Source organism: Actinomadura sp. RB99 (assembly GCF_014706005.1).
Lineage (GTDB): Bacteria > Actinomycetota > Actinomycetes > Streptosporangiales > Streptosporangiaceae > Spirillospora.
Genome location: NZ_JABMCA010000043.1, coordinates 1 through 13842, shown reverse-complemented (window position 1 = coordinate 13842; position 13842 = coordinate 1). Strand labels below are relative to the sequence as shown.

Annotated in this window: 20 protein-coding genes and 1 pseudogene; 14 read left to right on the top strand and 7 right to left on the bottom strand. The window is 73.9% G+C overall.

The genetic code is table 11. The features are described from left to right. The first annotated feature begins 219 nt into the window (after positions 1–219). The 9 genes from amrb99_RS31125 to amrb99_RS31085 are packed head-to-tail and all read left to right on the top strand — an operon-like array spanning position 220 to position 6824. Positions 220–570 (top strand): hypothetical protein, encoded by a 351-nt coding sequence (locus amrb99_RS31125; protein WP_190862783.1) that lies wholly within the window; start codon positions 220–222, stop codon positions 568–570. Further along, a complete protein-coding gene (locus amrb99_RS31120; protein ID WP_190862781.1) occupies positions 567–1004 on the top strand; it encodes a hypothetical protein in 438 nt (145 codons plus the stop codon). Before amrb99_RS31125 ends, amrb99_RS31120 begins: the two co-directional genes overlap by 4 nt. Next, positions 1001–1708: a hypothetical protein gene (locus tag amrb99_RS31115; protein WP_190862778.1), complete on the top strand. Its 708-nt coding sequence runs from the start codon at positions 1001–1003 to the stop codon at positions 1706–1708. The genes amrb99_RS31120 and amrb99_RS31115 overlap by 4 nt, the downstream gene beginning before the upstream one ends. A gap of 41 nt (positions 1709–1749) precedes the next feature. Next, positions 1750–2199, top strand: coding sequence for a hypothetical protein (locus amrb99_RS31110; RefSeq protein ID WP_190862776.1), 450 nt, complete (start codon positions 1750–1752; stop codon positions 2197–2199). 14 nt (positions 2200–2213) lie between these two features. Beyond that, a complete protein-coding gene (locus amrb99_RS31105; protein ID WP_190862774.1) occupies positions 2214–2597 on the top strand; it encodes a helix-turn-helix domain-containing protein in 384 nt (127 codons plus the stop codon). Further along, positions 2594–3463 (top strand): hypothetical protein, encoded by an 870-nt coding sequence (locus tag amrb99_RS31100; RefSeq protein ID WP_190862772.1) that lies wholly within the window; start codon positions 2594–2596, stop codon positions 3461–3463. Before amrb99_RS31105 ends, amrb99_RS31100 begins: the two co-directional genes overlap by 4 nt. Continuing rightward, on the top strand, positions 3460–3735 hold the full coding sequence (locus amrb99_RS31095) for a hypothetical protein (RefSeq protein WP_190862770.1): 276 nt from the start codon (positions 3460–3462) through the stop codon (positions 3733–3735). Before amrb99_RS31100 ends, amrb99_RS31095 begins: the two co-directional genes overlap by 4 nt. Before the next feature lie 38 nt (positions 3736–3773). Continuing rightward, entirely contained in the window at positions 3774–4154 is a 381-nt protein-coding gene (locus tag amrb99_RS31090; protein WP_190862768.1) for a hypothetical protein, read from the top strand. A 12-nt stretch (positions 4155–4166) separates the two neighbouring features. Beyond that, positions 4167–6824, top strand: a complete 2658-nt coding sequence (locus tag amrb99_RS31085) for a phage tail tape measure protein (RefSeq protein WP_190862766.1) — start codon at positions 4167–4169, stop codon at positions 6822–6824. Positions 6825–6939: 115 nt separating this feature from the next. Here the strand turns inward: amrb99_RS31085 and amrb99_RS31080 are convergent, their stop codons facing one another. The 4 genes from amrb99_RS31080 to amrb99_RS31065 are packed head-to-tail and all read right to left on the bottom strand — an operon-like array spanning position 6940 to position 7818. Beyond that, a complete protein-coding gene (locus amrb99_RS31080; protein ID WP_190862764.1) occupies positions 6940–7146 on the bottom strand; it encodes a hypothetical protein in 207 nt (68 codons plus the stop codon). After that, positions 7143–7337: a hypothetical protein gene (locus amrb99_RS31075; RefSeq protein WP_190862762.1), complete on the bottom strand. Its 195-nt coding sequence runs from the start codon at positions 7335–7337 to the stop codon at positions 7143–7145. Before amrb99_RS31075 ends, amrb99_RS31080 begins: the two co-directional genes overlap by 4 nt. After that, positions 7334–7552: a hypothetical protein gene (locus amrb99_RS31070; protein WP_190862760.1), complete on the bottom strand. Its 219-nt coding sequence runs from the start codon at positions 7550–7552 to the stop codon at positions 7334–7336. Before amrb99_RS31070 ends, amrb99_RS31075 begins: the two co-directional genes overlap by 4 nt. Then, positions 7549–7818 (bottom strand): hypothetical protein, encoded by a 270-nt coding sequence (locus amrb99_RS31065; RefSeq protein WP_190862758.1) that lies wholly within the window; start codon positions 7816–7818, stop codon positions 7549–7551. The genes amrb99_RS31070 and amrb99_RS31065 overlap by 4 nt, the downstream gene beginning before the upstream one ends. A 138-nt stretch (positions 7819–7956) precedes the next feature. Here amrb99_RS31065 and amrb99_RS31060 point away from each other — a divergent pair, with 138 nt between their 5' ends. Continuing rightward, a complete protein-coding gene (locus amrb99_RS31060; RefSeq protein WP_190862756.1) occupies positions 7957–9228 on the top strand; it encodes a hypothetical protein in 1272 nt (423 codons plus the stop codon). A gap of 90 nt (positions 9229–9318) precedes the next feature. Here amrb99_RS31060 and amrb99_RS31055 read toward each other — a convergent pair whose 3' ends face one another. From amrb99_RS31055 to amrb99_RS31045, 3 genes are read right to left on the bottom strand one after another with little or no spacing between them, the layout of a single operon-like run. Next, positions 9319–10113 carry a DUF2637 domain-containing protein gene (locus amrb99_RS31055; protein WP_190862754.1) on the bottom strand — a complete coding sequence of 265 codons (795 nt, stop codon included), beginning with the start codon at positions 10111–10113 and terminating at the stop codon, positions 9319–9321. Further along, positions 10110–10325, bottom strand: coding sequence for a hypothetical protein (locus tag amrb99_RS31050; RefSeq protein ID WP_190862752.1), 216 nt, complete (start codon positions 10323–10325; stop codon positions 10110–10112). Before amrb99_RS31050 ends, amrb99_RS31055 begins: the two co-directional genes overlap by 4 nt. Then, positions 10322–10855 carry a hypothetical protein gene (locus amrb99_RS31045; RefSeq protein ID WP_190862750.1) on the bottom strand — a complete coding sequence of 178 codons (534 nt, stop codon included), beginning with the start codon at positions 10853–10855 and terminating at the stop codon, positions 10322–10324. The genes amrb99_RS31050 and amrb99_RS31045 overlap by 4 nt, the downstream gene beginning before the upstream one ends. Before the next feature lie 86 nt (positions 10856–10941). Here amrb99_RS31045 and amrb99_RS31040 point away from each other — a divergent pair, with 86 nt between their 5' ends. From amrb99_RS31040 to amrb99_RS31025, 4 genes and pseudogenes are all read left to right on the top strand, one after another. After that, positions 10942–11418: a S8 family serine peptidase gene (locus amrb99_RS31040; RefSeq protein WP_190862917.1), complete on the top strand. Its 477-nt coding sequence runs from the start codon at positions 10942–10944 to the stop codon at positions 11416–11418. Positions 11419–11518: 100 nt separating this feature from the next. After that, the gene (locus amrb99_RS31035) at positions 11519–12049 is read left to right on the top strand and encodes a sigma-70 family RNA polymerase sigma factor (RefSeq protein ID WP_241756097.1); all 531 of its coding nucleotides are present in this window, start codon (positions 11519–11521) and stop codon (positions 12047–12049) included. Continuing rightward, complete coding sequence (locus amrb99_RS31030; protein WP_190862748.1) at positions 12046–12495, top strand: hypothetical protein; 450 nt, start codon at positions 12046–12048, stop codon at positions 12493–12495. Before amrb99_RS31035 ends, amrb99_RS31030 begins: the two co-directional genes overlap by 4 nt. After that, a pseudogene (locus amrb99_RS31025) lies at positions 12492–13842 on the top strand (hypothetical protein); the annotation flags it as partial. The gene amrb99_RS31030 and the pseudogene amrb99_RS31025, both read left to right, overlap by 4 nt.

Sequence of the window (13842 nt, the reverse complement as noted above, 5' to 3'; positions counted from 1 at the left end):
CTCTCTATAGAGGGGGACAGGGCAGACGCCAGCCCTCGCCGCCGGACAGCAGATCAACCGCGACCGCGCTCGGTCGCGGCCTTGCACGCGACGCCCACACCCACACACGCAAGCGCAGACGCAAGCGCAGACGACAACGCGGGCCGCCGCGAACGGCGAACGTTCGCTCGCGCGCACGCGGTCGCGTGCCCATGCCTACGCGAGGAAGGACACCGGACCATGACCACCACCCCGCCCGTCTCGGACGGCCCGAACGCCGAGGACGTCGAGGCGCCGGAGCGACGGAAGGGCCGGTACTGCGGTTGGACCGGCAAGGAACGGTTCGACTACGGCGCCATACAGCTCCGGGTCGCGTTGACCAAGCTCGCCCGCGACCCGGACCCGGCTGCCCGCGCCGCCGGCGTCCGGTTCTCCGCCGAGGCCGCCGAGCTCCTGGTCGAGCTGGCGACCCGCGCGGACGGACAGACCACCGCATCGAAGCGGGCCCGCGCGACGGCTGATCGGATGCTCGCCCGCCTCGCCCCCAAGCTCGACGAGTTCCGCGCCGCGCAGGAAGCCCGCCGCCCATGATCCCGGCGGGCGGCGCCCAGGACGCGCCTACCGCCGCGACGGCGGGCGGGGGTGCATGGCTGCCCGGCGCGGTGTGCGGGCCGTTCTGGCGCGTGCTGCGCGACTACCTCGCCCGGCACCGCGCCGACGGCGGACAGGTACCGCCCAACGTCGCCGCCGCCCTCGACGCACTCCGCGCCGCACACCTCGCCCACCTCGTCGAGACGACCGCGAACGAACCTGCCCGCACGGACGGACCGAACATCGGCGCATCCTCAGCAGCGGATTCCGGGCCGGTCCGGACGGGCGACCTCGCCGCGCGCCTGGGCGTCACCGAGCAGCACGCGCGGCGCCTCGCCCGCCGGGCCGGGGTCACCCCGGTATCGCGCGGCCTGTGGGCCGCCCAGGACGCCGCCGCGCTCGTCGCGGCCCGACGAGGAAGGCACCACCGATGACCACACCGACGCCAGCGCAGACCGCCGCGGCCATCGTCCCGCCGCTACCGCCGATCAATCAGGACCCGGCCGTCATCGGCGCGACGGCGGCCACCGACGCCTACCCCGCCCAGATCGACGCCATCCGGCAGGACCCGCGCCTGTCCGAACTGGCCAAGGCCGAGCAGTTGGCCACCGCGCACGAGAACCACCTCGCCGCCCTCGACCAGCACCGCACCGACCTGCAGAACCGCCGCGCGGCGCGTCTGGCCATGCTGGAACCAGTCATCCCCACGGGCCCCGGCTACCCCGCCGACGCGTCCGCCGCCGACCGCGCCGTCCTGGCGACCGCGTTCCGCACCGCCCTCGACCAGGCCCGCGCCACACCGGCCAAGGCCCGGGCCGCCGCACTCGACGACGCGATCCGGTTCGGCGACGACACCCAGATCCGCGCCCTGATCACCGCCGCCCAGGACGACGGCGACACCCAGCTCGTCGACCGGTGGGCCGCCGCGACCGGCAAGACCGAGTTCGTGACCGAGATCCGGGCGCTGCGGGTGCAACTCGCCGGACACGACCCGGCGACGCGGGGATGGGAGCGCAGGGCGTTCATGCCGCAGCGGCGCCCGCCCGAGGCCGCCAACGTGGCGGTGCTGCGCAAGGCCGCCGAGGACGCCGCCCGCGCCCAGGCCCGCACCCGGCAACTCAACCCGTACGCCCGATAGCCCCTGCCCTGCTCCTGCGCACCGGAAAGAACCACGCACCCATGGCCACCACCAAGCCCACCCTCGACCAGGCCGAGACCAATCCCCGCGCTGCCGTCCTCGACCAGCTCCGCGCCGAGGCCGCCGACGAGGCGAACCGGTCCGGGCCGCTCATCGCCGCGGTGGACGCCATCCGGGCCGCGGTCGCCGCGCTCGTCGAGAGCGTCGCCGACCACAACGCCCGCGTCTCGCGCTGGCACACCACCGCCCGCAACGCCGACGCCCCCGACCGCACCACGCCCCGCAACGTCGAGGCGCCGGCCTCGGTGGTGTTCGGGCAGGACGGCGCGGTTGTGATCGACGGCCGAGAGTTCCGGCCCCTCGACGCCGCGACGCTCGTCGACGTCATCGTGCATCAGGCGATCCGGCCCGGCGAGGCATGGTCCCCCGCCGGGGACCTCGTCCACGGGTGGGACGTCCCCGCGCGGGTCCGCGCCGCCGCCGGCGACTGAACGGGCGCTACAGGATGGACGAGGCGGGCACCACGCAGGCCGGACCGGTCGTGGTGCCCGCCTCGCTGTGCGGGCCGCTGCTGGCCTACCTGACCCGCGCCCTCACCCGCGACGTACGCGACGGCGGCGCCCGCATCCCGCCCGACCTCGTCGCGTTCCTGCGCGCCCTGCACAACGCCACCGAACCGGCCCCGCTTGCCGATCACGGCAACAACGGCGAGGCACCCGAAACGATCGAGGGAACCGGGTGGTCCACCGTCGCCCAGCTCGCCGCCTACTCCGGACACCCTCCACGGACGTTGCGGCACTGGGCGGCGGCCGGCCGGGTCCGCGCTCGCCGCGTGGGCCGAACCTGGCTGATCGACCCCGACAGCCTCAAGGAAGACACCGCACCATGACGACGACCACCGCCCCCGCCCCCACGTCGGCGCGCGTCGCCGAGCTGCTCGCCGCAGACGCCGACGCCGGGCACGTCACCCCCGACGACGTCCACCGGGCCGAGCAGGAAGCGGCGGACGCCGCCGCGCTCGTCGATGCCCTCGAAGGCCGGGTGATCGATGGCGATGAGTCGGTGACAGCCGACCAGATCAGCGCACAGCGGGACCTGTCCCGCTTCGCCGAGCTGCGCGCCCAGGCCACCGCCCGCAAGGCCAAGCGCGCCGCCCGCGCCGCCCGCCTCGCCGACTGCGACGCGCTCCGCGCCGAGATCGAGGCGTACGCCACCGGCACCGGCGCCCGGTACGTCGAGCTGCTCCAGGCCGCCGAGGACGCCGTTGCCGCGTTCACGGCCGCCGTCGCCGACCGCAACGCCCGGATCGGGGCGTGGCGGGCGCGCATGGCCGAGCTGGGCGTTCCCGAGCACGGCAACCCCCTCGTCCCGCCCGCCGAGCACGCCCACCTCGGCCAGCTCCCCGGCTCCGGCGTCATCGCCGGGCGGCGCCGCCTCGACACCGTCGACCCCGGCCCGTGGCTCGGCCAGATGCTCGCGCGCGTTGCCCACGCCCACACCCCCGTGGACGGGCTGACGCTGCGGAGCCGCTTCGCCGCCGGCGCCCTGCCCGCCGCGGTCATCGGCGCCGCCCCGCACCCCGAGGTGTACGACGAGCTCGGCAAGGTCGACGCGCCCGTGCAGGACCCGCCAGAGGACCTGCGGTTCTTCCGCACCACCGGCGGCGCCGTCCTGGTCCTGGACCACGAACCGAACGAGCACGAGGCCCGCGGCATCACGGCCGAGATCACCCGGCGGGAGGCGTGGGGCCAGTGACCGCACCCGTGCAGCGCGACGAGGCGTGGCTCGTCGCCGCCACCCCCGCCCAGATCACCGCGGCGTACACCGCCGGTGAGCTCGCCGAGCTGCTCGCCGCCCCGCCAGCGCCCGACGCCGAGGACGCCACCGGCGGCGCGGTGCCGGACGGTCAGGTGACGGTGGGCGCCCTCGCGACGATGCAGCCGGACGAGGTCGCCGAGGCGTACGCGGCGGGCCGCCTCGACCACGCCCTCGGCCGCCCGGCCGCCCGCACGGTGGCGACGGCGTGAGCGGCGACCGAGCAGCCCGCCGCCGCGCCGCTCACGCGATGCGTAAGGCCGCCCGCCGCGCCGACCGGGCCGCGACCCGCAACGAGGCCGCGAAGGCGGCGAGAGCAGCGACCAGGGCGCCGCGGACGCCTGCCGAGGACGGGACCGCCGCTGCCGTCGAGCTGATCCGCGCCGTCCGGAACGGCCTCTCAACCGGCGACCTCGGCACACACATCACCGTCATCACCCGCGACCTGCTCGACGCCCACCCCGGCCAGTACGCGACCGCGAACGCGTGGCTCGTCGGGCAGCTCGCGACGCTCGCCGCGCACGCCTGCGACCAGTGGGACGCCGCCACCGGCGACCCCCAGGCCGCCCGTTGGCTCGACGCCGTCGACGACCACGTCACCGCCCACCACACCGCACGCAAGCCGGAATAGGACCCGCCCCCCATGGCTCTCGACCTCGGCGAACTCGTCGCCACCGTTTCCCTTGATGACAAGGGGTTCACGGGCACGCTCCGGACCGCAGAGCGCGGCCTCAACCGGCTGGAGTCGACGACCAAGCGCAGCCTCGACGAGGTCGAGCACGAATACGAGCGCGCCGGGAACAGCAACGTTCAGCAGGTCCGGCAGGCCATGAACCGCATGGAGGCGATCAGCGGCGAGGGCGGGCAAGCCGCGGGGAAGGCGGCCGCCCACGGTATGCGGTCCGGTCTCGACCAGGTCGAGACTGAGGCCAAGCAGGCGGGCAAGGCCGCCGGGGAGAAGCTCTCCCGCGGCGTTCAGAGCGAACTACGCGGCTCCCGGAGCCGGTTCCGCTCGTCCGGTCAGGACGTCGGCGAGGGCGCCGGCGACGGGATCGGCGAGGGCGCCGAGAAGACCGGCAAGTCCCGGTTCGGGAAGCTCGGCGCGAAGCTCGCGCCGCTCGCAAAGGCGGGCCCGTGGCTGGCCGCCGGCGCCGCGATCGGCGGTGTCCTGATGACCGGCCTCGCTGGCGCCATGGAGAAGCAAGACGCCATGGCCAAGCTGAAGGCCAGCCTCGGCGCGTTCGGGCCGGAGGCCGACCGGCTCGGCAAGGCCGCCGGGCACCTGTTCGCCCGCGGCTATGGCGAGTCCATGGGCGAGGTGACCGAGGCTCTCGACGCCGTTGTCTCCTCCATCGGCGGCATGCGCAACGCCTCGAACGCCGACATCGAGTCCATGACGGCGAAGGTCTCCGACCTGGCGACGGCGTTCGACCTCGACGTCGGGCGGTCCGCGCAGATCGCCGGGCAGATGGTCAAGGCCGGTCTCGTCGACAACGCCAAGCAGGGCCTCGACCTGCTGACGGCAACGCTTTCCCATGTCCCCCGCGAGGTCCGTGAGGACGTGGTCGACGCAATCGACGAGTACTCGCCGTTCTTCGAGCAGATCGGCGTGAAGGGACAGCAGGCGTTCAATCTGCTCGCGGGTGCCGCCGACAAGGGCGCGTTCGGACTCGATAAGACCGGCGATGCCTTGAAAGAGTTCACGCTTCGAGCGACGAACATGTCCGCCTCGACCAAGGCCGTTTACGACAAGATCGGCTTGTCTCAGAAGAAGATGACGGCCGACTTGCTCGCCGGCGGGACGCGGGGCGCGTCAGCATTCCAGAAAATCGTGTCCGGCCTACGCGGCATCAAGGATCCGAGCGCACGGGCACAAGCGGCCCTCGCGCTATTCGGGACGCCACTAGAGGACCTGGGCACCAGCTATATCCCCAAGTTCCTCAAGAACCTCGACGCAACGGACAACAAGCTCGGCAAGGTCGGCGGCGCCGCGGAACGCATGGGCAAGACCCTCCATCAGACCGCCAGCCAGAACCTCACGAAGTTCCAGCGCACCGTGAAGATGAAAGTCACGGACTTCATGGGCGGCCAAGTCCTGCCCGGCCTGACGAAATTCGGCGGCAAGGCCAACACGTGGTTTCAGAAGTGGGTCGGCGACAACGGCGCTACCGTCGACAAGGTGAAGCGGATCTGGACGAAGCTCACCGACGGAGTAGGTAGCGCCGTTGCGGGCGTGAAGCGGTGGCTCGACGACAACAAGGGCAAGATCGACGAGTGGTCCGGCAAGATCGGAAAAGTCGTCGGGTCCGTGGCGGATATCGTGTCGTCTGCCCTCGATGTCGCGTCGAAATTGGGCCAGATTTTCGGCCCGACCCTGCTAAATGTGATCGGGATTTTTGTCGATACCTTCCTCGGCTATTGGTCCGGCCTGTTCACGATGATCCAGGGCGTTTGGAACGTCTTCGCCGGGATCTTCACCGGCGATTGGGGGCGGGTCTGGAAGGGCATCAAGCAGATTTTCAGCGGCGCTCTCAACGCCGTATGGTCGATCCTGAAGGGCGCACTCAGCCTGATATGGACCGGCTGGAAAGCCGTCTGGAACCTGGTCAAGGGCCACGTTCACAAGATCTGGAACGCGGTCGTCACGCTCGTGAAGTCGCAGGTCGCGAAGCTGAAGGCCGGAGTTCGCGGGCTCGCGTCCATCCCGGGCGCGGTCGCGGGATGGTTCGGCAGGATGAAGGACTCCGCGATCAGCAAGGCCAAAAGCCTCGCCAGCTGGATGCGAGGGCTCCCAGGCCGGATCAAGTCCGCGCTCGGCTCCCTCGGCTCCCTGCTCCGCGGCGCCGGCCGGAACGTCATCTCGGGCCTGATCTCCGGCATCAAGTCCAAGATCGGTGACCTCGGCGGCGCCATGGGCGACATCGCGGGCAAGATCCGCGGTTTCTTGCCGTTCTCCCCGGCGAAGGAAGGCCCGTTGAGCGGCTCCGGTAACCCGCAGGTGTCCGGCGCGAAGATCGGCGCCATGCTCGCAACGGGCATCACCTCGTCCCGGGGCAGGGTCGCCGCCGCCATGTCGGGCCTCGTGGGCGTGGCAGGCCCGCGCGCCGCTGAGTTCACCGCGTCCGGTTCGGTCGGGGCCGTGAACTCGACGCGCACCACCACGGCGCCGAGCAGCGGCCCGACGCGCGTGATCATCGACCTGCGGGGCCTGCCAGCCGAGCTGAAGAAGTGGATCCGGAAGACGGCGCGGACCGAGGGCGGCGGCAGCGTTCAGATCGCGTTCGGGCGAGGATCAGGCTGACGCAGGGGCGCGCCGGCCGCGGGCCGTGTCTGTTTGGGGACAGCACAACCGCGACCGGCGCGCGTTCATGGGCCCGTGGTCCCGGGCCGCCGCGCCGAACCCGGGACCACGGGGTCTACTGCAGGAAACGGGCGCCGATGTCGACGGGCTCGGCGCCGGGGATGTAGAACCGGCGGACCTTCCCCCACGAGGCGCCGCGCCACCATCCCGGCTCGTCCGGCTCGGCATAGAACGCGCCGACGACGTCGCCGGACGGCTCGTGCACGAGGATGAACACCTCATCCTTGCCGCGCACCTCGTACTGGGTTCGGCCGATCCTCACCGGCGCCTCGCCTCCAGCTGGAGGTAAAGCGCGGCTGGGGAGTCGGCCTCCAGCGCGCCGGCGGGGAGCTGCTCGCCGTTGAGCGGGCCGCGCGCGGCGAACCACCGGCCGCCGACCTCGACGACCGTCCAGCCAGGGAACGCCCGGCCCATCTCGTCGACCAGGTCGCCGACGTCCTCAGCGGCGGTCATGCCGACCGCCTGCGCGCCGCCATGATGGCCTCGCCGAGCCGCTCCGGCGTCGTCCCCTCGACCAGGGCCCGCCGGTCGACCAGCGCCCACCAGTTCCGGGTGTGGTGCCCGAACCACGCGGTGACGCCGTACCGCTCGCGGAACCGGTCGGCCTCGGCGCGGTGGATCGGCTCGGCGCTGAATACCGCGGTGTCCTCGAACGCGCCCAGCGTCATGGCCGCGTCCCGGAGATCTTGGCGTCGATGTCCCGCGCGGCTTCGATCAGCTCGCGGAGGATCTCAGCGTCCTTGGCCTCGATGACGAGCGCGCCGCCGAGGTCGTGGTACTTCAGCGTCCGCCGGGCGCGCCACGGGTGCGGCTTGTGCCGAATGGCGATGATCTGCCAGTCCGGGAAGGTCTCGCGCAGGTCTCGGAGTAGCGCGTTTCGCATCTGCTCGGCGGGCGTCAATGCGGCGGGTGCCGTTCGGCCCTCGGTCTCCATGGCTCGTCTCCCACTGCTGCGATGCACGGTCACCGTCAGTGAATCTGTGGCGGGTGCCACACGGGGAGGGGGATAGTGGGGGATGGGAGGGGACGAGTTCCTTCCCCCTCGGTGGACAGTCCGGAAGGTGCATCGCAAATGACCCCCGGCAAGAAAGCCATCGGCGCACGCCTGCGCGCGGAACGCGAGGCGCCGCCGTACTGGTCGCGGCCCGACCTCGCACGCCTGCTGCGCGACGCAGCGGACCCGCGCGACCGGCCGGGCCTGCCGCACGTGAAGACCCTCGCCGACATGATCAAACACTGGGAGGCGGGGAAGAACGTCCCATGGCCCCGCTATCGGGCGCTGTACTGCCGCGTGACCGGGAAGACCGAGGCCGAGTTGTTCGGCGACGAGGCGCCCGCACAGGCCGTCCTGCCCGCCATGAACGGGACAGCGGCGCTCGACTACGCCGCGACCGTCCGGGACACCAACCAGCACCTCATCGTGCTCGACTCCCGATTCGGCGGAACGAGCATCGCCGACCTCGCCGTCCGCGCATTCACCACCGCCCGGACGGCGCTCGCCACCGGCCGCCATGACGCCGACGAGCGCGACCTCCAGGCCGCCGCCGGCGAGACAGGCGAGATCGCCGCGTGGACGCTGTACGACGCCGACCGCCTGGAGGAGTCCCGCGCCACCACGCACGAGGCGATGCTCCTGTCCCGCCTCGCCGGCGACCGCGGCATGGAGCTGTTCGAGCTGTCGCACCTCGCCCTCATCGACGTCCATCAGCGGCACAGCCGCGAGGCGCTCCAGATCGCCGAGCACACCATCGAGGGCGCCACCCTCGCCCCGCGCGTCGAAGCGCTGTTCAAGCTGCGCGCCGCCCGTGCCCTCGCCCAGGGCGGCGACCGGGCCCGCGCGCTGCGGACCCTCGACGCCGCATCCGGCGCGCTGCAAGAGTCCCTGCACCCGCGTGACCCACACTGGACATGGTGGCTCGACGCGTCCGAACTGAACTGGCACCGCGGCATCCTGCATATGGAGCTCGGCGACCTTGACGCCGCGATGCCCTACCTCGACGAGGCCGCGCACGGGCGCCTCGCCCGGGACCCGTACGTCCCGACGATCCAGGCCGGCCCCGTCACCGCGCGCGGCGAGGAATGGGGACGGGCCGCGTACAACGACCTCGTGCACCTGCTGCTCGCGCTGACGATGGCCGAGGCGTGGCGGGAGACCGAGGCGCTGACGGCGACGGTCGCGGACTTCACGCGCGAGGTCGTCTCGGCGCGCACGGAGGTAATGCTTCGCTCGGCGGTGCGGAAGGTACTGCGGTCGCAGTGCGGTCCGGGCGGGCCGTCGTCGACGCTGGCCGACCTCGCCGAGCAGATCGCCCAGATACGCGGGTGGAGCATCGAGACGGGCTGACCGCCACCGGCCGCGCGGGCTACGCTGTGAGCGCGATGCACCGGCGCCCCGCCCCTCGATGAGGGACGGGGCGCCAGTCTCGTTCAGGGATCACCCCACGGCCGTGCCGGTACCGCTGCGAGTACCGGCGTCGACGGCCGCGCCGTCGAGCGCCTGGCGGACGGCGACGGCGCGGGGATGCCCGATCCGGAGCTCTCGACGGAGCGCCCGCACCGACGGCACGGACCCGGCGGCGAGCGTGGTCGCGAACCGGTCGCGGGCGGTCGCGACCAACCCCGCAAGAACGGGCTCGACGTCCGCGGCATCGTCCTCGCCGGGGCCGTCGCCGTTCCCGTTCGGGGGACGCTCGCGAGCGTGCTCCCCGCCGGGCCCCTGCCCGCCCTGGAGCGTCGGGGCGGGCGCGCCTTGACCTGCGGCCCCGAACTCCGGGAGCGGCCACCACAGCAGCCCTCCAGCGGCGCCCGCGGGCACGTCCTCAGGCGCGACGTTCGCGCCAGGTTGGGCGTTGCGGATCAGCCTCGCGAGCATCTCGAACGACCCGACCGCGACCAGTGCCGGCCACCCCGCGATGATCGCCCCCACCGGGCCGTGGGACAGGCCGTGCGCGACGTTCGCGCCGACCGTCGCTGCGATCCCCGCACCGAGCAGCAGCCACGCCAACAGCGGGGCACGCTGCCCGCGGCGCGCGCAGTCGAGCAGCACCAGCGAGCACGTCACGATGAGACCGTCGACGGTGAAAGGCAGCGCGCGGGCCGTCGCGCCGCTCTCGCCGTACCGGACGGCCAACTCGTAGGCGTGGCCGTAGGAGATGACGGCGGCGATGCCCGCGACGACCGTCACGGCTACCGCAGCACCCCACCGGATCGCCTTGTCCGCCGCGCTCACGACCGACCCCCGGCGACCAGCCGGAGCGAGGCGCGCCGGTCGGCGACCTCGGCGGCCTGCTGCGCCTGCTCGGCCGCGCGCGCCTTCAGCGCCGCGCCGCCGTCCTCACACAGGGCGTTGACGATCTGCTGAAGGGCGCCGACAGCGGTCCGCAGCGTCGCCACTTCGGCCTCCAGCTCCGCGACGCGCACGGCCGCCGCCTGGCCGCTCACTTGCGACCGTCCTCGGCGGTGCGGGCCGCACGAACCGCGGACACGGCGCGGGACATGGCCGCGTGGACGGTCTCCAGCGCCGACCCGAGCGCGTCCGGGCCCCGCCGCTCGTCGAGGACGGAACGCAGGGCGTTGCACGCGGCGGCGGCCTCGGTGACGGCGTCGGCGGCGGCCTGGTGGCCCTCGCCGCGAAGCTGCTCGGCGAGCTGCTCGGCGTACGGGCCGCGGCGCGACAGGTCGACGACGTCCTCGGCGAAGCGGACGAACCGCTCGTGCTCCTCGACGTCAATCTCGGCGCCCCTGACCGACGCGGGCTCGCCGCCCGGCCAGGTGCTCGACTTCCCGACCGCCGCGGGGAAGGTGTGGGTCGAGCAGGCGAACACCTGCCCGCCGTCGACGGTGGCGACCGGCACGGACGCGATACCGGTCGTGAGGTCGGCACCGCAGTTGACGCAGGCGAGGCCGTCGCGCTGGCTGTCGGTCAGAGCGGCAGCGCTGAAGGCGACGCGGTGGGTAGGCTCGTAAGCCATGGGGTTGGCCTCCTGCAAGGTTGATCCCTAGGCCCCGGGCGGTGTTCGCAGCACCGGCCGGGGCCGCTTCGTGAGATAGATGAAATCTGTCGCTCGGCTGCCACACCTTCGACGACCGCCCGTCGCCGGTGCTGGCGCGGGCGATCACCGCGCTCGGCCGCCGGACGGTCGTCGTGGCGTGCGCGGGGAACACCGCGAGCGAGCGCCCGTTCTGGCCGGCCGCGATGAAGCCCGTCATCGGGGTGGCGGCGCTCGACGGGGACGACCGGGCCTGGTTCTCCAACTACGGCTGGTGGGTCGACGCGTGCGCGCCGGGGGTCGACGTGGCGAGCACCCACGTGTGGTTCGACGGCCAGCGCGCCCCCTCGGGAGGCGTCGACGCGGACCGGTTCGAGGGCTACGCGACGTGGAGCGGGACGTCGTTCGCGGCGCCTGCCGTGGCCGGGCGGATCGCCGGGCTCGCCGCGCGGGAGGGCCTGGACGCGCCGTCCGCGGCGGACCGGGTCCTCGATCCGGCGCGCTGCGCGACCCTCCCCGATCTCGGCGTACTCATCAGTTCTTGAGCACGGTCCGATGGCGAAGCGGTAACCGCGCACGGACCGTCGCCGTATTCCAACTTAGGGTGATCCACCGATGTCAGCGGATGACGTGGTGGGAGCCCCCTTGGCGACTTTGCAGGACGACGATACGAGCGCGCTGGTGGTGCGGGCTCGGGACGGCGACGATGCGGCGTGGGCGCGGCTCGTCGAGCGGTACAGCGGGCTGCTGTGGTCGATCGCCCGCGCGCACGGGCTGGACGACGCGGACGCGGGCGATGTGGTGCAGACGTCCTGGTTGCGGCTGGTGGAACGGATCGGCGCGCTCGACGACCCGTCCGCGGCGGGATGCTGGCTGGCGACGACGGCGCGCAACGAGTGCAGGGCCCTGGTGCGGCGGCGGACCCGGGACCTGGCGCCGGTGGCGCTCGGCACCCGTCCGGCGTCCGGCCCGGACGAGGTGGCGGTCGCCCGCGACCGGCTGGGCCGCGTCGGCGCCGCGTTGGAGGCGCTCCCCCGCCGCTGCCGGACGCTACTGCGGCTGTTCGCGCAGGCGGCCAGCTACGCCGAGCTCGCGGCGGCGCTGGGCGTCCCGGTCGGCAGCGTCGGGCCGACGCGGGCCCGCTGCCTGGCAGCGCTGCGGAGGCTCGTCCCGTGAACGACGAGGAGCTGATGGCGGGGGCGCGGGCCGCGTTCGACGTCCTCGACCCGGTGCCGGAGGGCGTGCTCGCGGCGGCGCGTTCGGCGCTCGCGTGGCGGACACCGGCGGCGGCGCTGGCGGAGCTGCACCGGGACGGCGCCGTGCGTCCGGCGGCGGGCGTGCGCGGCGGGACGGGCCGGTCGCTGACGTTCACCTGCCCCCGGTCGGCGGTGGAGATCGAGGTCACCGGCGACGGGCGGCACCGCGAGATCACCGGACGGCTCGTCCCGCCGGCGAGCGCCGAGATCGTCGTCCGGCACGGCGGCCTTCCGGCGGGGCGTCCGGCCGGGCGCACCGGGCCGGCCGGGATGTTCTGCCTTCCGCAGGTACCGGAAGGGCTGGTCAGCCTGCTGTTCCGGCTGCCGGACGGCTCGTCGGTCGTCACCAGCTGGGTCCGCATGTGAGCGGCGAGGACGAGCGGGCGCTGCTGTGGCTGGCGGCGATCGACCCGGCGACCGCGCACGCCCGCGCGACGACGCTGCTGGAGCGCGGCGACGACATCCTCGCGCTGCGGATCGCGGGCCTGGCGTGCAAGGAGCTGGGGCGCCTGGAGGAGGGGCTGGCCTTCCTGCACCGGGCGCTCGACCTGGCGACCGGGCGCGAGACGCCCCGCGCGGCGCCCGAGGACGACGGCTGGCCGGTGTTCGCCGACGACGCGTGGACCGGTGACACGCGTCCCGACCCGTACACCGCCGCGAAGGTCCGGATGAACCTCGTGGGTCTCCTGACGGCTCGCGGGGACCTCACCGGGGCGCTGGCCCACGCGGAGGAGGCGGAGACCGTCCTGCGCGGTGAGGAGGCGGACCGGCTGGCCGCCAACAAGGCCTGCGCCCTAGCCCGCGCGGGACGCGTCGCGGAGGCGCACGACGTCGCGGAGCGCGCGCTCGCGGGGCTGCGGCGAGGGCACGACCGGGCGGCGCTCAACGGGCTGCTGACCAACATCGGGCTCGCGCGGGCGATGCGCGGCGACTTCGGCGGCGCCGAGGAGGCCCTCGCGGAGGCCGTCGCGGTCGGCGAGGCCGCCGGGCTGCGACACCAGACGGCGATGGCCAAGGGCAACCTGGCGTTCGCGGTGTCGCGGCGCGGGGACGTCCCGCGCGCCCTGCGGCTGTACGCGGAGGCCGAGCCGTTCCTGACCGGGGAGCGCCTGGCGCAGTGCCGCCTGGACCAGGCGGAGACCCTCATCGTCGCGGGCCTGCCGAGGGAGGCGCGGCCCCTCCTCGACGCGGCCCTGGACGCGGCGAAGGCGCACGGCTACAGGTGCGACGTCGCGGACGCCCTCCTGCTCCGCGCGCACGCGGAACTCGCGGACGGCGACCCCGGACGCGCCGCCGGGAGCGCCGCGCGGGCACGGGACGCGTTCGCCGGGCAGGAGCGCCCCGGCTGGATCCCGCTCGCCGAGCACGTGCTGATCAAGGCGCGCTGGGAGGCGGGCGAGCGGTCCGGCGCGCTGCTGGCGGACGCCTCCGCGGCGGCGGGCCTGCTCGGCGACGGCGGATGGGCCGGGCCCGCCGCCGAGACCCGCGTCATCGCGGCGCGGGTCGCGATGGCCCTCGGCAGGCCGTCCGCCCATCTGCTGGCGGAGGTCGACGGTACGGACGGTCCCGCGGCGGTCCGGATCGCCGGATGGCACGCGGCCGCGCTGGCATGCTCGGCGCGCGGCGACGTCCCGGGCGCGGTCGGCGCCGTCCGCGCCGGGCTGGAGGCGGCCGCGCGGCACGCCGAGGCGCTCGGCGCGCTGGACCTGCGGG